This is a genomic window from Pseudomonas sp. A-RE-19 (assembly GCF_019956555.1).
In the GTDB taxonomy this organism is placed as follows: Bacteria; Pseudomonadota; Gammaproteobacteria; order Pseudomonadales; family Pseudomonadaceae; genus Aquipseudomonas.
In genome coordinates, this window is record NZ_JAHBDQ010000008.1 from 90785 (window position 1) to 112225 (window position 21441).

Below are 21441 nucleotides of genomic sequence, written 5' to 3' on the forward strand. Positions count from 1 at the left end.
CCCGCATTGCCCTGTTCATGTTTTTCGGTAGATCCGTTCTTGTTTGACCAACGGCTCAAACTGATTGCCGTAGGCCGAAAATTCCAGGGTTTCCTTACTGCCCAAGGCCAAAAAACCCCGATGACACAGGGATTCGTGAAATAAGCCGAACGCGCGACCCTGAAGTTTTTTGTTGAAATAAATTAATACATTACGACACGAAATTAATTGAGTTTCGGAGAACACGCTATCGGTTGCCAGGCTGTGGTCGGCGAAGGTCACGTTGTCACACAAGCTCTTGTCAAAAATGGCATAGCCATAGGCAGCAGTGTAATAGTCGGCGAACGAACGCTGCCCACCGGCCTGTTGATAGTTGTGAGTGTAGGCCCGGACATTCTCCATGGAGAAAATCCCTTGCCTGGCTTTATCCAGCGAGCGCGGGTTGATGTCGGTGGCATAGATGATGGTGCGATCCAACAGGCCTTCTTCGCGCAGCAGAATCGCCATCGAATAGACCTCTTCACCGGTGCTGCAGCCGGCGATCCAGACCTTGATCGACGGATAGGTCTTGAGCAATGGCACCACTTCCTGGCGCAATGCCAGGAAGTGCGAAGGGTCGCGGAACATTTCGCTGACCGGAATCGTCAGCAATTGCAGCAATTGCATGAATGCGGTCGGATCGTGCAAGACCTTCTCTTGCAGCGCCGAAATGGTATTGCACTCGAATTGACTCAAGGCGTGATTGACCCGGCGCTTGATCGAAGCGCCCGAGTAATCGCGAAAATCGTAGCTGTATTTGAGGTAGATCGCCTCGATCAGCAAGCGCAATTCGATTTCAGTACGTTCCACTAAATGCGTTCCATTTTCGGCAACCACACACGGATCAGCGAGAACAGCCGATCCAGGTCGATGGGCTTGGCCAGGTAATCGTTGGAGCCGGCTTGCAAGCAGCGTTCCTGATCGTCCTTCATCGCCTTGGCCGTCACCGCAATGATCGGCAGTTTGCGCCAGCGCGGGTCTTTGCGGATCAAGGTGGTGGCTTCGAAACCATCCATCTCCGGCATCATCACGTCCATCAGTACCAGGTCGATGTCCTCGACTTCATTCAACTTCTCGATCGCTTCACGCCCGTTGCGGCCAATAATCACGACGGCGCCCTTTTGTTCCAGGGCACTGGTGAGGGCGAAGATGTTGCGTACATCGTCGTCCACCAACAGCACTTTACGGCCCTCGAAGACCTTGTCGCGGCTGCGGGCGGTCTTGAGCATCGTCTGGCGCTCATGGGACAACCGCGATTCGACTTTGTGCAGAAAGAGTGTCACTTCATCCAGCAACCGCTCGGGTGAACGCGCGCCCTTGATGATGATCGAGCGCGAATACTTGCGCAGTTCGGCCTCTTCGTCCCGGGTCAGGTTACGCCCGGTGTAGACGATCACTGGCGGGAACGAGCAGATATCCTCGGTAGACATGCGCTTGAGCAAGTCGTTGCCGAGCATATCGGGCAGTTTGAGGTCGATGATCATGCAGTCGAAAATCGTCGTGCGCAGCAGGTCGAGCGCATCCTGCGCCAGGCCGACGGCGGTGATCTCGATGTCCTCGTCGCCGATCAGTCGGGCGATGCTGTCACGCTGCACATCGTCGTCTTCGACCAGCAAAACGCGTTTGACCTTTTGCGTCAGTTTGGCTTCGAGGCGGGCAAACACGTCCTTGAGCTCCTCGCGGGTGGTCGGCTTGAGCGCATAACCGATGGCGCCCATGTGCATCGCCGCTTCGACGCGGTCTTCGACCGAAATCACGTGCACCGGGATGTGCCGGGTTTCGGCATGTTCTTTCAGGCGCTGCAATACCGTCAGCCCGGAATGATCCGGCAGGCGCATGTCCAGCAGGATTGCATCGGGGATGAACTGCATGGCCAGGTCGTAGCCTTCGTCGGCACCGTGGGCCACCAGGCACTGGTAACCCAGCTCATGGGCCAGGTCGTAGAGAATGTGTGCAAAGTTCGGCTCATCCTCCACCACCAGGATGCAGCGAGTGGCGAATGGCGCCTTGTTGCGATCATCGTCGAAACGTGGAATATCGACGGCGGCAACCGGCGACACAGGCGCGGCAACCACGACGCTTTTCGACAGGGCAACCGGCGTGGCTTTCACCGTCTCGACAGGCGCGTCGCCCGGTTCGACATAGTGCTGCGGCAAGACCAGGGTGAACACACTGCCCTGCCCGGGTGTGCTGGTCACGCTGATGGAGCCGCCCAGCAACGTGGCCAGATCACGAGAAATCGACAAGCCCAGGCCCGTGCCGCCGTAACGGCGATTGGTCGTGCCATCGGCCTGGCGGAAGGCTTCGAAAATGCTTTCGTGCTGCTCCGGCGCAATGCCGATCCCGGAGTCGCGAACAATGAAGGCGATGCCATCGCCCGGCTGAGCAGCGACGCTCAGGCTGACGATGCCCCTTTCCGTGAACTTCACTGCGTTTGACAGCAGGTTCTTGATCACTTGCTCCAGACGCTGGCGGTCGGTGAACAGCATCAACGGCGCTCCGGCCTGCAATTGGACCTGGAAATCCAGTTTCTTGTCCGCGGCCAAGGGCTGGAACATGCCGCGCAGGCCTTCCACCAGACGCGCGACGCTGGTGTTCTCCGGACGCACCTCAAGCTTGCCGGCCTCGACCTTGGAAATATCGAGAATATCGTTGATCAGATTGAGCAAGTCGTTGCCGGCGGAGTAGATCGACTCGGCGAACTTGACCTGCTCGGCGCTGAGGTTTTGCTGCGGGTTTTCCGCCAGCAGTTTGGCCAGAATCAACGAACTGTTCAGCGGCGTGCGCAGCTCGTGGGACATGTTGGCGAGGAATTCGGATTTGTACTTGCTGGATCGCTGCAACTCTTCGGCGCGCGCTTCGAGCTCAACCTGAGCCAGATTCAGTTCAGTGTTCTTCAGGTCCATGGCGTCGCGTTGTGACGCCAGGATCTGCCCCTGTTCGGCAAGTTGTTCGTTGGTTTGCTCCAGCGCGACCTGCTGGGTTTCCAGGTGGGCCTGGGACTCCCTGAGAATCCGCGACTGCTCTTCCAGCTCTTCGTTGGCGGTCTTGAGTTCTTCTTGCTGAACTTGCAGCTCTTCGTTGAGTTGCTGGGCTTCGGCCAGCACTTCCTGCAAGCGTTGGCGATAGCGGGCGGCCTCGATCGAGGTGCCGATGTTGCCGGCAATCAGTTCGAGCAATTCGACGTCGCGATCGGACAAGGGGCGCAGGAAACCCAGTTCGATCACACCGTTGACCCGATCGTCGTCGCTGGTCGGCACCACCAGCACGCTATGCGGCAAGCCTTCGCCCAGCCCGGAGCTGACTTTGAAGTAATCACTCGGAACATCATCGAGACGGATCAGGCGCGCCTGTTGCGCCGCTTGGCCGACAATACCTTCGCCGCTGTAAATCTGTTGTTCGAGCGCGTCCTGTTCCCGGGAAAAACCGTAGGAGGCAACCCGTTTGAGACCACCGTGCTCCTCACGGACATAGATCGCCGCAACGGCAGTGCCCAGGTATTGCGCGCAGAACTGCAGAATGTTGCGCCCCAACAGATTGAGGGATAACTGCCCCAGGACTTGTTCTGCCAGTTCGGTCTGGCCGTTGCGCAACCAGGCTTGCTGCTCGAGACGCCGGGCACTGGCCTTCTGCGCGGCGAGGTTGGCGCTATAGCTTTGGGACAGGTTGAGCAAGTCCCGACGGCCAATGTAGGCCAGCATTGCGCTGATACCGGACACGAACACCAGGTAAAGGGCGATGCTCCAGATGGTGGTGAGGCGCACTTCCTCGTTACGAGTGGTGCGCAACTGCTGTTCCATGTCGATCACATCTTCGAATTGCTTGCGGATCTCATCGGTCAGCCGCTTGCCGCGTCCGGCCTTGATGGCGCCGCGGTAGTCACCGCTGGCGCGCTGCAAATCGACCATCGATTGCGCGTAATTGGCCCATTCCGTCTGCAAGGCCTGAAGCCGGCGCAGACGATCGGTCTGGACCGGATTGTCGGCGGTCAATTCGAGCAAGGTATTGAGCGCGACTGCGATTCTCGGCTTGGCCGTCTCGTAGGGTTCAAGGAAATGTTCGTCGCCACTGAGCAGGAAACCGCGCATCCCGTTTTCCAGATCGACGGTCAGCTTGATTGCCTCATTGGCATTATTGATCACCCGGTCCGTGTGCTGGACCCACTGGATCACCGTCAGCAGATAGGTAATCAGCGAAACGAAGAACACCGCACTGATGACACCGACGCCCAATGGCAGGCTGACGTTGCGACTCAGGAGTTTACGGAATCGTTGTTCATCAACCGAGGACGCAGAGGTCATGGGGAAGCCTTGTCGTACTGTTGAAAACCATCGAGTCTGCCCCAAAACGGCCGAGCCGATCCATTTTTCTGACATGTTTTACGGCAAAAACCTGCATTTAGCTGCTCTGGGACAAAGGAGCGGTTATTCTGTGCGGCACTTGTGCGGCTATTGTTTTTGTAGCGCGTCGGGAACTAGTCGTGATTCGTCACTTACGCACCCAAGCGTCCGGCGATTTCGATCGACGCAACCGCACATTCAACCTTTGAGAGCCCCACTATGCCCACCAACGCCTCCACCATTCTAGTCGTCGAAGACGATGCCAGCGTGCGCATGCTGATCGTCGATGTGCTGGAGGAATTGGAGTTCCGAGTACTTGCGGCGGATGGCTATGAAATGGCGCTGGAGTTCATCAACGATGAAGACCAGGACATCGACTTGATGATGACGGATGTGGGATTGCCGGTCATGGACGGTCGGGAATTGGCGAAACAGGCACACATGCTGCGTCCCGAGTTGCCGATTCTGTTCGCCAGCGGTTATGCCGAAAGCATCGAGGTGCCTGACGGCATGCAGGTCATCGGCAAGCCGTTCTCCATCGATCAGTTGCGGGACAAGGTCAGGGGCATGCTCACACCCCAGCTTTAATTCCCCCCCGTTTCTCCCCTGCCCTCTACTCTGCACCAAGGAATACCCGTCAATGAGTCAGCCCCGCGCAACCAAAGTCCTGGTGATTGGTTACGTCTGGCCCGAGCCCCGCTCTTCTGCGGCCAGTGGGCACGTCATGCAAATTCTCGATACGTTCTTGCAGCAAGGCTGGGAGATTACCTTCAGCAGCCCGGCCGGCACCGGTGAGCACCGCGCGGACCTGACCGCGCTGGGCATTCGCGAAGTCCCGATCGAGTTGAACAACAGCAGCTTTGACACCTTTGTCAGCGAACTGGCACCGGACATCGTGTTGTTCGACCAGTTCATGATGGAAGAACAGTTCGGCTGGCGCGTCGAAAAGCACTGCCCCGACGCCTTGCGCGTGCTCGAGACCTCTGATCTGCAAAGCCTGCGACATGCCCGGCATCAGCGGCTCAAGGAGCGCTTGAAGGCCAGTGACGACGCCAACGATTTCAGTGAGCTATTCGCCCCGGCATTGCGTGAAGAGTTCGAGCTCATGGCCGATACCGATCTGGCGAAGCGGGAGATCGCGGCGCTGTATCGCTGCGACTTGAACCTGATGATCTCCGAAGTGGAGATCGAATTGCTGGTCGAGCAGTTCAAACTGCCACGCAACTTGCTGCACTGGTGTCCGCTGATGGTCGATCCGCCGAGTGCGCCGCCGACAGCCTTTGAAGATCGTGCGCATTTCCTCAGTATCGGTAACTTTCGTCACGCGCCGAACTGGGATGCCGTGCTCTGGATGAAAACCACGATCTGGCCATTGATCCGCGAACAACTGCCCAATGCCCAGTTGCACCTCTATGGCGCTTACACGCCCCCTAAAGCCACGGCCCTGCACAATGCAGCCCAGGGATTTCATGTGATGAACTGGGCAGAAGATGCATTGCAAGTCATGTCTGCAGCCCGGGTATGCCTGGCGCCGTTGCGCTTCGGTGCGGGTATCAAAGGCAAAATCGTTGACGCCATGTTGTGCGGCACGCCCAATGTCACCACCCCGATCGGCGCAGAAGCGATGCACCGCGAACAGCCGTGGCCGGGCGCCGTCACCCGAACCGCGCGTGAATTCGCCGATTGTGCGGTTCGTCTTTATAAAGACAAAGACCTCTGGATGAGCGCCCAATCCAACGGGCAGACATTATTGGCTGATCGGTATCAGCCGTCGATACATGGCCCGGCACTGATCGAGAGGTTGTTGTATTGCCAGCAACACCTGGCCCAACTTAGAAGGGATAACTTTACCGGCAGCATGTTGCGCCACCATCAACACAAAAGCACACAGTACATGGCGCAGTGGATCGAGGCGAAGAACCGAAATCTATAACCAAACTTCCAACTCGCACTAACTAACAAACAATCACATACGTTGCATCAAACCAGCGATTGGCCACTGACTCTTTCATCGTTATAAATACGGAAAAGCCGCCCCTCAACTACATCAACAACCCAGGGTGCGACTTTTTCCATTAATCGATGCAAGGATGCATGAATGAACAACGACACGCTGGATAATTACGCACTCAACAACTGGATGGCCGCCACCCCGGCTCTCGATACATTATCGCTCTGCGAATTGACTCTGCCAGGCACCCACAACGCGGGCTGCGACTGGAAAGCCTCTTATGCACTGGTTCCAGGCGCCCACTGGGTGGCCTGCCAGCACGACTCGTTTTATGCCCAACTGAACAACGGTTCGCGCGCCCTGGATGTTCGACTGGATTTTATCTCCGACGAACCGGGGCTTGGGAAATTCCGTTTTCAGCACAACGGTTACCGCTCTTCCCGTACGTTGGGGAACCTTGTTACAGACGTGAACCGTTTTCTTCAGGAAAACCCGGACGAATTTATCATCCTGGACTTCCACGAATTGAAGGGCGACCAAGAGCGCTTTGACCATCATCTGTTCAACGAGATGATGCTCAGATTTCTCGGCGAAAGAATGATTCCTTCCAGCAACTTGCACCTTAACCTCGGTCAACTCAAGAACCTCAGCAAAATCCAACGAGTCTTGGTCGCTGCCGAATGGAACTACGAGTTTGATCGAACCTGGTTTTGCGGAAAAATCGAGCACCAATGGACTGGCATCGCCGACACGAGTGTCGCAGAACTGGAAAAGCACATTATCGAAGTTCTGAAATACCCTCCTGGCCAATGGGCTCCGTGGTCGCTTTCTGCAACCAGTTACAGTGTTGTGGGTGGCCCCGTCGACATCGCGGGCCATCTCACTTGGTGGTTTGACCCTGCCAAACGCGATTGGGCGACCAAGTGCAACATTATTAATGTCGATTTTATTGAAGAATCAAAACTGGTTTCCTATTGCCGCACGGCGAGCTTGATAAAAGCGAATAAGCGAATTCAATAACCGATTCACACAATCGTGTCATTCGGTGGGCTATAGGGCACCGCGGATGGCGCACACTGCGTGAACGCCTGCAGCCTGAAGCCGTGCAGGGACGCTCGGCGCATGAGCCGGCGATGTAGCGGGCTGGCACAGTGAGCCTGGAAAGAGGCATGATCAACGGGCGATAACAATAAAAGTGTCCTGACATGAGCCGAACAGCCAGAGTTACCGATCCTTCCTACGAGTTGATGGACGACCACAACGGGTTGTCCATCATCTATCGCCAGCACGGCTTCCCTTGTCCGCTGGTGCGCTGGCATTTCCATAAGGAATACGAACTGCACCTGATCGTCGCCAGCTCCGGCAAGGTGTTCATCGGTGACTACATCGGCAACTTTTACCCGGAAACGCTGTTTCTGACCGGCCCCAACCTGCCCCACAACTGGATCAGCCAGGTGGCCGAAGACGAAGTGGTGCCCAAGCGCGACATGCTGGTCAATTTCACTGACGAACTGTTTGAAAGCGGCCATCAGGTGTTCGCCGAACTCAAGACGCTTGCGCCCTTGCTGGAGCGCGCGCAGTACGGCATCGAGTTTCGCTGCAAGCGCACGATCCGCCAGGCCATGACCTTGATGCAGCGCATTGCCGACACCCGGGGCATGACCCGGCTCGGGCACTTTTTCATTTTGCTGGAGTTGCTGGCGGCGTCCGATGACTATCAGTTGCTTTCCGGTGCCACGACACCGCAATTGGCAGACGAACATAACGTCGACCGCACCAACCGCGCGGTGGATTACATCTTTGCCCATTACGCCCGGGATCTGCCGCTGGAAGAAGTCGCCGAGCACTTGGGGCTGAAACCGACTTACTTCAGCCGAGTGTTCAAACAGGCCACCGGGCGCTGCTTTATCGAATTCGTCAATCGCCTGCGCATCAGCAAATCCTGCGAGCTGCTGGCCGATGGCGACAAGACAGTGACCGATGTGTGTTTCGAGTCGGGTTTCAATAATATTTCCAACTTCAACCGGCGTTTCCAACAGCTCAAGGGCATGACGCCGTCGCACTACCGGGGGTTGGCGGTGCAGCGTTTGACTGAGCAAAACCACGGTTAAAAGCAGGATCAAAAGATCGCAGCCTTCGGCAGCTCCTACAGGAATCCGGCATGACCGCGGAAATTGGGTCGTCCACGGTCAATGTAGGAGCTGCCGAAGGCTGCGATCTTTTGATTTTCGCCCCTAAACCTATACGGATTTAATCAGGGCTAATCGCTAAATCGCCGTTCTCCACGCCTCCCACACTGAACCCCAGTGCAAAATAGTATCGGTCACAGTGCGATGGATGATTTGTCAGCCCATCGATTGAGGGCTGTAATCAGTGCACATTCTTCCCTACGCAGGAAGACACAAAAACAATAACTGTCCTTCTGTAACCCGCCGGGTGCAGAAAAGGAGTGCACGATGCAACCTTCTGTAAAAGCTCTGCTTGCCCTCACCTGTATGACCCTCAGCAGTGTCAGCCTCGGCGCCCAGACCCTGACCATCGCCACCGTCAACAACAGCGACATGATCCGCATGCAAAAACTCTCGAAAACATTCGAGGCCGAGCATCCGGACATCAAGCTCAATTGGGTGGTGCTCGAAGAAAACGTCCTGCGCCAACGCCTGACTACCGACATTGCCACCCAGGGCGGACAGTTCGATGTGTTGACCATCGGCATGTACGAAGCCGCACTCTGGGGTGCCAAGGGTTGGCTGGAGCCGATGAAGGATCTGCCGGCCAGCTACGCCCTCGACGACGTGTTCCCTTCGGTGCGTGAAGGCCTTTCGGTCAAGGGCTCGCTCTACGCCCTGCCGTTCTACGCTGAAAGCTCGATCACCTATTACCGCACCGATCTGTTCAAGGACGCCGGGCTGACCATGCCGGAACGCCCGACCTGGACTCAAATCGGCGAATTTGCCAGCAAACTCACCCATAAAGATAAAGAACAGTACGGCATCTGCCTGCGCGGCAAGGCGGGCTGGGGCGAGAACATGGCCCTGATTACCACCGTCGCCAATGCATACGGCGCACGCTGGTTCGATGAGAAATGGCAGCCGGAATTCACCGGTCCCGAGTGGAAGAACGCGCTGAACTTCTACGTCGACACCATGAAGCAGTCCGGCCCACCGGGCGCGTCGAGCAACGGTTTCAACGAAAACCTGGCGCTGTTCAACAGCGGCAAGTGTGCGATCTGGGTCGATGCCAGCGTCGCCGGCTCGTTCGTCACCGACAAGACCCAAAGCAAGGTCAGCGATCACGTCGGCTTCGCCTACGCACCGCATGAAACCACCGACAAAGGTTCGGCCTGGTTGTATTCCTGGGCGCTGGCAGTTCCAACCAGTTCCAAGGCCAAGGACGCGGCGAAAACGTTCAGCGCCTGGGCCACTTCCAAGGAGTACGGTGCCCTGGTCGCGGAAAAAGACGGCATCGCCAACGTACCGCCAGGCACTCGCGCCTCGACCTACTCCGAGGCCTACATGAATGCCGCGCCGTTCGCCAAGGTAACGCTGGAATCGCTGAAAGCGGCAGACCCGAGCAAGCCGTCCCTCAAACCTGTGCCGTACATCGGCATCCAGTTGGTGACCATTCCTGAGTTCCAGGCCGTGGGCACCCAGGTCGGCAAGCTGTTCTCGGCAGCGCTGATCGGCCAGACCACGGTCGACCAGGCCCTGACCGCTGCCCAGTCAACCACCGAACGTGAGATGAAGCGCGCCGGTTACCCCAAGTAACCCCGGCAACCTGCTCCCGCCTTCTGTGGGAGCGAGCCTGCTCGCGATGACGGCCTCCCATTCGACATTGCGGGTGATTGATACACCGCCATCGCGAGCAGGCTCGCTCCCACATTAGATCTTCATAGGTCTGCATGAATCGGTTCTATCGCCATGAATATTTCAACTGTCAAAGCTCACATGGACATCCCCCAACCGGTGCGTAAAAGCCGGTTGGCCAACCCCGGCTGGTTTCTGGTCAGCCCCTCGGTGGCATTGCTGCTGCTGTGGATGATTGTGCCCCTGGGCATGACCGTTTACTTTTCAATGATCCGCTACAACCTGCTCTACCCCGGCGAAAATGAGTTCGTGGGGCTGGAGAACTTCAGCTACTTTCTGAGCGACTCGGGCTTCCTGCCCGGCGCCACCAACACCCTGTTGCTGGTGGGCAGTGTGTTGCTGATCAGCGTGGTGTTCGGGGTGTTGATCAGCGCGTTGCTGGAGGCCAGTGAGTTTCTCGGTCGCGGCATCGTGCGAGTGATGTTGATCTCGCCGTTCTTCATCATGCCCACCGTCGGTGCGCTGATCTGGAAGAACCTGATTTTCCATCCGGTGTCGGGGATTCTCGCCTACATCTGGAAGCTGTTCGGCGCGCAGCCGGTGGACTGGCTGGCGCACTACCCGCTGCTGTCGATCATCATCATTGTCTCGTGGCAATGGCTGCCCTTTGCGATCCTGATCCTGATGACCGCCATGCAGTCCCTCGATCAGGAGCAGAAAGAAGCCGCACGCCTGGACGGTGCCGGTCCCATCGCGATTTTCTGGCACCTGACCCTGCCGCACCTGGCGCGGCCGATTGCGGTGGTGGTGATGATTGAAACCATCTTCCTGCTGTCGGTGTTCGCCGAAATCTTCACCACCACCAACGGTGGCCCCGGCTACGCCTCGACCAACCTCGCCTACCTGATCTACAACCAGGCGCTGGTGCAGTTCGACGTCGGCATGGCGTCCGCCGGCGGTTTGATCGCGGTGGTGATTGCCAACGTCGCGGCCGTCGTGCTGGTGCGCATGATCGGCAAAAACCTGACAGACAAAGCCTGAGGCCTGCGCCATGACTCTTCAACAATCCCGCCGTCTGCAAAGCCTGCTGCTCGGCACTCTGGCCTGGGCCATCGCGATCCTGATCTTCTTCCCGATCTTTTGGATGGTGATGACCAGTTTCAAAACCGAAATCGACGCGTTCGCCACGCCGCCGCAGTTCATCTTCACGCCGACGCTGGAGAACTACCTGCACATCAACGAGCGCAGCGACTACTTCAGCTTCGCCTGGAACTCGGTGGTGATTTCCTTCAGCGCTACGGCTCTGTGCCTGCTGATCGCGGTGCCCGCGGCCTACTCCATGGCGTTCTACGAAACACAGCGCACCAAAGGCACGCTGCTGTGGATGCTCTCCACCAAAATGCTGCCGCCGGTGGGCGTGCTGATGCCGATCTACCTGCTGGCCAAGAGTTTCGGCCTGCTCGATACGCGCATCGCCTTGATCACCATTTACACCCTGATCAACCTGCCGATCGTGGTCTGGATGATTTACACCTACTTCAAGGACATCCCCAAAGACATCCTCGAAGCCGCACGCCTGGACGGTGCCACGTTGTGGCAGGAAATGGTCCGGGTACTGCTGCCGATCGCCAAAGGTGGCCTGGCGTCCACGGTTTTACTGTCGCTGATCCTGTGCTGGAACGAAGCGTTCTGGTCGCTGAACCTGACCTCATCGAAAGCCGCGCCACTGACCGCGTTGATCGCCTCCTACTCAAGCCCCGAAGGTTTGTTCTGGGCCAAGTTGTCGGCGGTGTCGACCCTGGCCTGTGCGCCGATCCTGATCTTCGGCTGGATCAGCCAGAAACAACTGGTGCGCGGCCTGTCGTTCGGCGCAGTGAAATGAATCAAAAGCAAAAGATCGCAGCCTGCGGCAGCTCCTACAGGGGTACCGCATCGGCCGGACGTTCCGTGTAGGAGCTGCCGAAGGCTGCGATCTTTTGATCTTAAAAAACAACAAATGGAGGCCCATCATCATGGCCAACCTGAAAATCAAAAATCTGCAAAAAGGCTTCGAAGGTTTTTCCATCATCAAAGGCATCGACCTGGAAGTGAATGACAAGGAATTCGTGGTGTTCGTCGGTCCGTCGGGCTGCGGCAAATCCACCCTGCTGCGGCTGATCGCCGGTCTGGAAGAAGTCAGCGGCGGCACCATCGAACTGGATGGCCGCGACATCACCGAAGTCAGCCCCGCCAAGCGCGATCTGGCAATGGTGTTCCAGACTTACGCCCTGTACCCGCACATGAGCGTGCGCAAGAACATGTCGTTTGCCCTGGACCTGGCCGGCGTAGCGAAAGCCGAAGTCGAGAAGAAAGTCGGCGAAGCGGCGCGCATTCTCGAACTGGGGCCGATGCTCGAACGCAAGCCGAAACAGCTGTCCGGCGGCCAGCGTCAGCGCGTGGCCATCGGCCGGGCGATCGTGCGTAACCCGAAAATCTTCCTGTTCGACGAACCGCTGTCCAACCTCGACGCCGCCTTGCGTGTGCAGATGCGCCTGGAACTGTTGCGCCTGCACAAAGAACTGAAAGCCACGATGATCTACGTGACCCACGATCAGGTCGAAGCCATGACCATGGCCGACAAAGTCGTCGTCCTCAATGGCGGCAAGATCGAGCAGGTCGGTTCGCCACTGGACCTGTATCACCAGCCGGCCAACCTGTTTGTCGCAGGCTTCCTCGGCACACCGAAAATGGGCTTCCTCAAGGGCAAAATCACCCGGGTCGAAAGCCGGAGCTGCGAAGTGCTACTGGACGCCGGCAGCCGTATCAGCCTGCCGCTGAGCCGGGCCAACCTGAGCGTCGGCGACGCGGTGACCTTAGGGATTCGCCCGGAACATCTGGAACTGGCGCGACCCGGCGACTGCACGCTGCAAGTGACGGCCGATGTCAGCGAGCGCTTGGGCAGCGACACCTTCTGCCACGTCCTGACGTCTTCCGGCGAAGCCCTGACCATGCGGGTTCGCGGCGATCTGGCCAGCCGTTATGGCGAAACCCTGAGCCTGCATCTGGATGCCGAACACTGTCATTTATTCGATGCCGACGGCGTGGCGCTGACCCGCCCACTGCGCGCTGCAGCCTGATTCGAGAGCACGCGATGAAACTGAATAAACAGAACCTTAACCGCCTCGCCCCCGAGGTGGCCCTGCCCGCCTACAGCCTGAGCGATACCCGCCAAGGCATCGCCCATATTGGCGTCGGCGGTTTCCACCGTGCGCATCAGGCGTACTACACCGACGCGTTGATGAATACCGGTGAAGCACTGGACTGGGCCATTTGCGGGGTCGGCCTGCGCGCCGAAGACCGCCGCGCCCGGGACGATCTGAAGGAACAGGACTACCTGTTCACCCTGTTCGAACTGGGCGACAGCGATGATGCCGAAGTCCGGGTGATCGGTGCCATCCGCGACATGCTGCTGGCCGAAGACAGCGCCGAGGCGCTGATCGAAAAACTCGCCAGCCCCGAAATCCGCATCGTCTCGCTGACCATCACCGAGGGTGGCTACTGCATCGATGACAGCAACGGCGAGTTTATGGCGCAGCTGCCGCAGATCCAGCACGACCTCGCTCACCCGAACGCGCCGAAGACTGTATTCGGTTTCCTCTGCGCCGCCCTGGCCAAACGTCGTGCAGCCGGTACGCCTGCATTCACGCTGATGTCCTGCGATAACCTGCCGCACAACGGCGCCGTGACCCGTAAAGCCCTGCTGGCATTCACCGCCCTGCGCAACGCCGATCTACGGGACTGGATCGAGCGCCATGTCAGTTTCCCTAACGCCATGGTCGACCGCATCACGCCAATGACCAGCACCGAACATCGTCTGCAACTGGCCGACAAACATGCCGTCGACGATGCCTGGCCTGTGGTCTGCGAACCGTTTGTGCAGTGGGTACTGGAAGACAAATTCGTCAACGGCCGCCCGGCCTGGGAAAAGGTCGGTGTGCAGTTCACCGACGACGTCACGCCTTACGAAGAGATGAAGATCAAACTGCTCAACGGCAGCCATCTGGCCCTGACCTATCTGGGCTTTTTGAAGGGTTACCGCTTCGTTCACGAAACCATGAACGACCCACTGTTCGTGCGCTACATGCGCGCCTACATGGACCTGGACGTGACGCCGCAACTGGCGCCGGTGCCGGGGATCGACCTGACCGAGTACAAAAACACCCTGGTGGCGCGCTTCTCCAACCAGGCGATTGCCGATCAGCTGGAGCGGGTGTGTTCGGATGGCTCCTCGAAGTTTCCTAAGTTCACCGTGCCGACCATCAACCGCTTGATTGCCGATGGCCAGGAGACCAAGCGTGCGGCGCTGGTGGTGGCGGCGTGGGCGCTGTACCTCAAAGGCGTGGATGAGAATGGCCAGACCTATGCCGTTCCCGATCCGCGGGCGGCGTTCTGTCAGGCGTTGGTGGCCGATGATGCGTTGATCACTCAGCGGTTGCTGGAGGTTGAAGAGATTTTCGGGACGGCGATCCCGCGTTCTCCGGAGTTCGTGGCGGCGTTCGAGTGGTGCTGTAACAGCTTGCGGGAGGTTGGGGTGACGCGGACGCTGGAGCGGGTGTTGGCGTAAGAATGGCGGTCAATTGACCGCCGTCATCGCGAGCAGGCTCGCTCCCACATTAGATCGTTGTCGAACACAAATCCTGTGTCCTCTAAACATCTCCTGTGGGAGCGAGCCTGCTCGCGATTGGGCTCACTGATATCGACCTGACGATCCAAGGATCTTCCATGGCAAACCAACAACTATTCCTCGGCATCGACTGCGGCACCCAAGGCACCAAAGCCGTCGTCCTCGACGCGCGCAGCGGCCAGGTCCTCGGTCAGGGCGCCGCCGCCCATAGCCTGATCAGCGGCGCCAATGGTCGTCGTGAGCAAGACACCGCCCAATGGCTGGAGGCCTTTACCCTCGCCACCCGCCGCGCATTGCTCGCAGCGAATGTAGACGGTCAGGCCATCCTCGGCATCGGTGTTTCCGGGCAGCAACATGGCCTGGTGCTACTCGACGAGCACGGCCAGGTGCTGCGCCCGGCCAAGCTCTGGTGTGACACTGAATCCACGCCGGAGAACGACCGCTTGCTCGCCCATCTGGGGGGCGAAAAAGGATCGCTAGAACGCCTCGGCGTAGTCATCGCGCCAGGCTACACCGTGTCCAAACTGCTCTGGACCAAAGAACAGCACCCGCAGGTGTTCGCCCGGATCGCCCGCATCCTGCTGCCCCATGACTACCTCAACTACTGGCTCACCGGCCGCAGTTGCGCCGAGTATGGCGATGCCTCGGGCACCGGCTATTTCAACGTGCGCACCCGCCAGTGGGACTTGCAACTGCTGCGCGACATCGACCCCACCGGGCGCCTGCAAGCCGCACTCCCGGAGCTGATCGATGCCCATCAGCCGGTCGGCACAATCTTGCCGAGTATCGCCGAACACCTCGGCATCAACCCCCAGGCACTGGTCTCCAGCGGAGGCGGCGACAACATGATGGGCGCCATCGGCACTGGCAACATCAAGCCCGGCGCGATCACCATGAGCCTCGGCTCCTCGGGAACGGTTTACGCCTATGCCGAACGAGCGAACGTCAGCCCGGATGCCTCGGTCGCGACGTTTTGCTCCTCCAGCGGCGGCTGGCTGCCATTGATCTGCACGATGAACCTGACCAACGCAACCGGCGCCATTCGCGAGTTGTTCGAACTGGATATCGAGTCGTTCAATGCCTTGGTCGCACAAGCGCCGATCGGTGCCGAAGGCGTGTGCATGTTGCCGTTCCTCAATGGCGAGCGCGTTCCCGCCCTGCCCCATGCCCACGGCAGCCTGCTGGGCCTGACCATGACCAACCTGACCCGGGCCAACTTGTGCCGCGCCGTGGTGGAAGGCACCACCTTCGGCTTGCGTTACGGGCTGGACCTGCTGCGCCACAATGGCTTACAAAGCCGCAGCATCTGCCTGATCGGCGGCGGTTCGAAGAGCCCGGTGTGGCGACAGATCGTCGCCGACATCATGAATACGCCAGTGATTTGTACCGAACACAGCGAGGCCGCGGCCCTCGGCGCAGCGATTCAGGCAGCGTGGTGCAAGTCCTGGGCAAACGGACACGAAGACAGCCTGGCGGATTTGTGTGATCGCTGTGTGAAGCTCGATCTGGCCAGTGAAACCTTACCGATTGCAGTAAATGTGGTGGCCTGTCAGCAGGCCTATGAACGCTATCAACAGCATGTCGCAACCCTTTAAAGAGCGAGCAATTATGTATCTGGTGTGTGGCGAAGCGCTGTTCGATTTCTTCAGCGAGGACGATGCCAGCGGTCTGGCATCCAAAGTGAATTTCAAGGCCATTGCCGGCGGCTCGCCGTTCAACGTCGCCGTCGGTTTGCGCCGACTCGGTGTGGACGCCGCGCTGTTTGCCGGGCTGTCGACCGATTACCTCGGTCGACGTTTGCAGCAGGTGCTGCAGGATGAAGGTGTGTGCCCGGACTACCTCGTGGACTTTGCCGCGCCGACCACGTTGGCGATGGTCGCGGTCGGTGCCAATGGTTCACCCCATTACAGCTTTCGTGGCGAAGGCTGCGCTGATCGCCAGTTGAGCCTGGCGCATCTGCCAGAGCTGGGGCCAGAAGTGCGAGGTTTGCACGTCGGCTCGTTCTCGCTGGTGGTGCAACCGATTGCCGATACCTTGCTGGCGCTGGTGCAACGGGAAAGCGGCAAACGCCTGATCAGCCTCGACCCGAACGTGCGCCTGAATCCCGAGCCGAACATCGAGTTGTGGCGCTCGCGGATTGCCACGCTGATTGAGCTGGCCGACCTGATCAAGGTCAGCGACGAAGACTTGAGCCTGTTGTATCCCGAGCAGGACCCTCAACGCGTCATCGAAGGCTGGCTGCAGCATCGCTGTCAGTTGGTGTTCCTGACCCGAGGTGGCGAAGGCGCGACGGTGTTCAGTCGTGCGCACGGTTCGTGGTCGGTGCCGGCTTGTTCAGTGAAAATCGCCGACACCGTGGGGGCCGGGGATACCTTCCAGGCGGCGTTGATTACCTGGCTGACCGAGCAGCAGCTGGATTCGGTTGAGGGTGTGCAGCGGCTGAGCCGTGAGCAGATCGATGGGATGCTCAGGTTCGCAGTGAGCGCGGCGGCGTTGACCTGCAGCAAGACCGGGCCGGATTTGCCGTATCGACAGCAGTTAGAGTTGCGCTGAATGTGAGGGCCTCTTCGCGGGCAAGCCTCGCTCCTACAGTTCCCAATGGGGCTGCGCAAATCCTGTAGGAGCGAGGCTTGCCCGCGAAGGCGATCTAACGGTCAAAATCCCGTATTCATTGGCTAAAACCCTGTAACTAGGGGTTTTCCCTATACTGCTGACCCTCTGCATCTACGGCATTTGAGCCTTGAACATGGCACTTTAATCCTGCACCATCCGCCCCAGCTTTTTCAAAGGACGGAATTCAAGGCATGCTGGACGCAAACGCAACCCATATTTCCCTCACGCTCGAAGGCGTTTCCGTCGACCTGCAGGTCCTCAGCTTCGTCGGCCGCGAAGCCCTCAACCAGCCGTTCTGTTTCGACATCGAACTGGTCAGCGCTCGCCCCGACCTGAAACTCGAAGAGTTGCTGCACAAGCCCGGTTGCCTGACCTTCGGCGCCACCGGCCAGGGCACAATCCATGGCCTGGTGTATCGCATCGAGCAAGGCGATTCCGGCAAAAGCCTGACCCGCTACAGCATCAGCCTGGTGCCGCAACTCGCCTACCTGCGACACAACCACGACCAGCAAATTTTCCAGCAGTTAAGCGTGCCGAAAATCATCGCCCAGGTACTCGAAGCCCGGGGCATTCTGGCTGACGCCTACAGCTTCCAGCTCGGCGCGATCTACCCCGAGCGCGTGTACTGCGTGCAGTACGACGAATCCGACCTGCACTTCATCCAGCGCCTGTGCGAAGAGGAAGGTATTCACTTCCATTTCCAACACTCGAGCAGCGGCCACAAACTCGTCTTCGGCGATGACCAGACGGTGTTCCGCAAACTCGCGCCGGTGAGCTACCAGCAAGACTCCGGCATGGCCGCCGAAAAACCGGTGATCAAGCGCTTCAACCTGCGCCTGGAAACCCGCACCACTCGCGTCAGCCGCCGCGACTACGACTTCGAAAAACCACGCTTGCTGCCGGAAAGCGCAGCCAAAAGCGAATTCGCCCCGGACCTCGAAGACTACGACTACCCCGGTCGCTTCACCGACCGCGCGCGCGGCAAGCAACTGGCGACCCGCGCCCTCGAACGCCATCGCAGCGACTACCAACTCGCCGAAGGCAAAGGCGACGAACCGACCCTGGTCAGCGGCCATTTCATGGCCCTGAGCGAACACCCGCGCGCCGAGTGGAATGACCTCTGGCTGCTGCTGGAAATCGTCCACGAAGGCAAGCAGCCGCAAGTGCTCGGCGAGAACGTCACCAGCGACGTCACCAACAACAAGGATGACTTCCACCAGGGCTACCGCAACCGCTTCCTCGCCACGCCGTGGGACGCGCATTACCGCCCCGCCCTGGAACACCCGAAACCCAAAGTGCTGGGCAGCCAGACCGCCATCGTCACCGGCCCCGCGGGCGAAGAAATCCACTGCGACGAATACGGCCGGGTCAAGGTGCAGTTTTTCTGGGACCGCGACGGTCAGTCCGATGACAAAACCAGTTGCTGGCTGCGCGTCGCCACCGGCTGGGCCGGCAATGCCTACGGCGGCATCGCCATCCCGCGCATCGGCATGGAAGTGCTCGTCACCTTCCTCGAAGGCGACCCCGACCAACCGCTGATCACCGGCTGCCTGTACCACAAGGAAAACGTCGTCCCCTACGACCTGCCGGCGAACAAAACCCGCAGCACCTTCAAAACCCTGAGCTCACCGGGCGGCAAGGGCTACAACGAGTTTCGCATCGAAGACAAAAAAGGCGCGGAACAGATCTACCTGCACGCCCAGCGCGACTGGGATGAAAACATCGAGCACGACCAGAAGATTCGCGTCGGCAATGAACGGCATGACACGGTCGAGGCTAACGTGTTCAGCGAATTCAAGGTCGAAGAGCACCGCCTCACGCATCTGGATCGCAAGACCGAAGCGCGGGCGGATGATCACCTCACTGTCGGCGTGACTCAGCATGTGAAGGTGGGGACGGCGCAGTTTGTCGAGGCAGGGCAAGAGATTCACTACCACGCTGGGGAGAAGGTGGTGGTTGAGGGTGGCATGGAGCTCACGGCTAAGGCTGGCGGGAGCTTTGTGAAGGTTGATGCGGGTGGGGTGACGATTAGTGGGGCTGAGGTGAAGGTGAATTCTGGGGGTGGGCCGGGTTCCGGCACTGGGATTGGCATCCTCGCCCCGCTTATTCCAGGCCTCGCCGCTGCCGACATCGCCGGTCGCCTGATGAACGAAGCCAAGGCCAATCCGACCTGGCTGGAATTGAACCTGCACTACGACAACCTTGAGCCCGTCCCGGGCGCGGCCTACCGCGTTGACTTTGCTGATGGCTCGACGCGCGAGGGAGTGCTGGACGATGACGGCTTTGCCCGGTTGGAGGATGTCCCGAAAGGACCGGCCAAGGTGTATTACGGCGAGGATCCAAGGCCATACAGCCGTGAAAACGTCACGGTCGTGCAGAACTCTGACGAAAAGGTTAACGCAGATTTACGCAAGCTCGGCCTGGACCCGGACCAGGTTGATTTACAAGCATTGGTGGAGAAAGCCGCAGGGAGGCTGTCATGAGTGACGAAGCAGTTGAGAGCGCAAATGAAGGTGGCGAAGACCGTAGCGCCGCCTACCAGGAGGCCGCGGTAGAACTGGCAAAAGGCATCGCGCTCGGCGCAGTGCCATTTCTTGGCCAGGCCATCGACGCCTACGACACCATCGAATCCTCTATCGTCCTCTACAACGCAGAGTCGACAGACGGTAAGGAAGAAGCTCAGTTTGACCTGCTGATGGCCGTCATCGGCTGGGTTCCAGGCCCGGGCGATGGGCTGAAGAAGAGCCTGCGCATCGTCAACAAAGACCCGCAACGCTATGCCCCGGTGTTGTTTGACTTGCTTCGCTTCGTACTGCAAGAGTGCGGGATCAAAACCAGCCCCGAAGAACTGCTCAAGCAGGTATTCGATGCAGGCAAACTGCGCGCTGAACTCGACGAGATCATCACCGGCGTAAAAGGCTCGTCCACTTTCCAGGGCCTTCCAAACTGGGCGAAAACGGCGGTCGTCACCGTACTCGCCACCTCTCGCGACAATATGCCGGCCATGGTGGGGATTGTTGAGAAACGGCTGGTTAAATGGAAAGGGATGCAGCGCAATAGCTCGGCGGCCTCCTCTGGGTCAAGCCACCCAAAAAAAGCGGAAAAACCTGCAAACAAAGACTCGGCTGTTGCGGCAAAGGGAACCGAGGGTGCGAGCGGCACCCATTCCAACCAGGTTGAAGCCTCCAAAGTAGGCCTTCAGGCGCCAGCCAGTATTTTGAATGAAGGGCTGGGGGTTAGTGGGGAGCATATTGCCGACTACATCTGCGCGGTGGAGTTTGGTTGGGGGAAGGATTGGGATGGGCATGATAAGGGGGCGGATGGGAAGTGGCTTGAGGGAGTGCCAAGTGCGAGTAAGACGGGGAAACTCTCCGCAGGTGGAAGCCCCAAGGCAAAACACGTTCTCTACAAACTGTCTGATGGCGCTAATGGAACGGGGATAGATGCCGTTTGGCGAGCCAACCCTTCCAACAATGGAGGCGAGAAATTTGCCATTGTTGAGGCTAAGGCAAGCCGCGATGAAGATGCGCCGAAATTCATGCGTAAACCCAACAACACACGCAAACCTAGTGTTGGTTCTAAGCTAGGTGTATCAGGATTGGGCGATCCAAGCACGCTGCTTGAACCCATCGAGAACGAGCAAGATGCCAGTAGTAAAAAAAGCCCGAGCACCAAGAACACCGGCAGATCAAAAAAACTGCCTTCCAAAAGCTCAAAATCCAGTACTACTAAACCCAAAGACGTACTCGTACAGATGAGCGTGGAATGGATACTCAGTAATCTTCAAAAAGCGGTCGGTAATCGAATACTCGCCGCCCAAGTAGAAGCTTCTTATAGTCGGCATTTGTTTTATTCCCCACTCTACCACCCGAGCTCCAGCCCTAAAGAGCATGCTGAGGCCAGAACAAACAATGCAAATGAAAGCGAACACCACACTCACAAAGCCTTCCATTACAATGAGGCAGAGGTTAAAGCGTTTGTGAATAAGCGCAAAAAGTCCCTGACCAAAAAGCATGGCGCATTGAACACTCTAAAGGTTGAGGCATGACA

At 58.5% G+C, this 21441-nt stretch carries 15 protein-coding genes; 13 read left to right on the forward strand and 2 right to left on the reverse strand.

Going from position 1 to position 21441, the window contains the following annotated elements; translation table 11 throughout:
* Positions 1-15: 15 nt before the first annotated feature.
* Entirely contained in the window at positions 16-828 is an 813-nt protein-coding gene (locus KGB14_RS06415) for a CheR family methyltransferase (RefSeq protein ID WP_223484916.1), read from the reverse strand.
* Positions 828-4319, reverse strand: a complete 3492-nt coding sequence (locus tag KGB14_RS06420; protein WP_223484918.1) for a response regulator — start codon at positions 4317-4319, stop codon at positions 828-830. Before KGB14_RS06420 ends, KGB14_RS06415 begins: the two co-directional genes overlap by 1 nt.
* A gap of 258 nt (positions 4320-4577) precedes the next feature.
* Between KGB14_RS06420 and KGB14_RS06425 the strand changes: the two genes are divergently transcribed.
* The 13 genes from KGB14_RS06425 to KGB14_RS06485 all read left to right on the forward strand — a co-directional run bounded on the left by KGB14_RS06425 (position 4578) and on the right by KGB14_RS06485 (position 21439).
* Positions 4578-4946: a response regulator gene (locus KGB14_RS06425; protein WP_223484919.1), complete on the forward strand. Its 369-nt coding sequence runs from the start codon at positions 4578-4580 to the stop codon at positions 4944-4946.
* Positions 4947-4998: 52 nt separating this feature from the next.
* Positions 4999-6291 (forward strand): glycosyltransferase, encoded by a 1293-nt coding sequence (locus tag KGB14_RS06430; RefSeq protein ID WP_223484921.1) that lies wholly within the window; start codon positions 4999-5001, stop codon positions 6289-6291.
* A gap of 165 nt (positions 6292-6456) precedes the next feature.
* Positions 6457-7329, forward strand: coding sequence for a phospholipase (locus KGB14_RS06435; RefSeq protein ID WP_223484922.1), 873 nt, complete (start codon positions 6457-6459; stop codon positions 7327-7329).
* Between the two features lie 185 nt (positions 7330-7514).
* Positions 7515-8420: an AraC family transcriptional regulator gene (locus KGB14_RS06440; protein WP_223484923.1), complete on the forward strand. Its 906-nt coding sequence runs from the start codon at positions 7515-7517 to the stop codon at positions 8418-8420.
* 345 nt (positions 8421-8765) lie between these two features.
* Entirely contained in the window at positions 8766-10076 is a 1311-nt protein-coding gene (locus tag KGB14_RS06445) for an ABC transporter substrate-binding protein (protein WP_223484924.1), read from the forward strand.
* Positions 10077-10256: 180 nt separating this feature from the next.
* Positions 10257-11156: a carbohydrate ABC transporter permease gene (locus KGB14_RS06450; protein WP_223485048.1), complete on the forward strand. Its 900-nt coding sequence runs from the start codon at positions 10257-10259 to the stop codon at positions 11154-11156.
* Positions 11157-11166: 10 nt separating this feature from the next.
* Positions 11167-11997 (forward strand): carbohydrate ABC transporter permease, encoded by an 831-nt coding sequence (locus KGB14_RS06455; protein WP_223484925.1) that lies wholly within the window; start codon positions 11167-11169, stop codon positions 11995-11997.
* Positions 11998-12127: 130 nt separating this feature from the next.
* Positions 12128-13231, forward strand: a complete 1104-nt coding sequence (locus KGB14_RS06460; RefSeq protein WP_223484926.1) for an ABC transporter ATP-binding protein — start codon at positions 12128-12130, stop codon at positions 13229-13231.
* A 14-nt stretch (positions 13232-13245) separates the two neighbouring features.
* Positions 13246-14718 carry a mannitol dehydrogenase family protein gene (locus KGB14_RS06465; RefSeq protein WP_223484927.1) on the forward strand — a complete coding sequence of 491 codons (1473 nt, stop codon included), beginning with the start codon at positions 13246-13248 and terminating at the stop codon, positions 14716-14718.
* A 158-nt stretch (positions 14719-14876) separates the two neighbouring features.
* Entirely contained in the window at positions 14877-16373 is a 1497-nt protein-coding gene (gene xylB / locus KGB14_RS06470; protein ID WP_223484929.1) for a xylulokinase, read from the forward strand.
* Positions 16374-16386: 13 nt separating this feature from the next.
* Positions 16387-17331, forward strand: a complete 945-nt coding sequence (locus tag KGB14_RS06475; protein WP_223484948.1) for a carbohydrate kinase family protein — start codon at positions 16387-16389, stop codon at positions 17329-17331.
* Between the two features lie 251 nt (positions 17332-17582).
* On the forward strand, positions 17583-19874 hold the full coding sequence (gene tssI / locus KGB14_RS06480) for a type VI secretion system tip protein VgrG (protein ID WP_223484950.1): 2292 nt from the start codon (positions 17583-17585) through the stop codon (positions 19872-19874).
* Positions 19871-21439 (forward strand): hypothetical protein, encoded by a 1569-nt coding sequence (locus tag KGB14_RS06485; protein ID WP_223484952.1) that lies wholly within the window; start codon positions 19871-19873, stop codon positions 21437-21439. The genes tssI and KGB14_RS06485 overlap by 4 nt, the downstream gene beginning before the upstream one ends.
* The last annotated feature ends 2 nt before the right edge of the window (positions 21440-21441 follow it).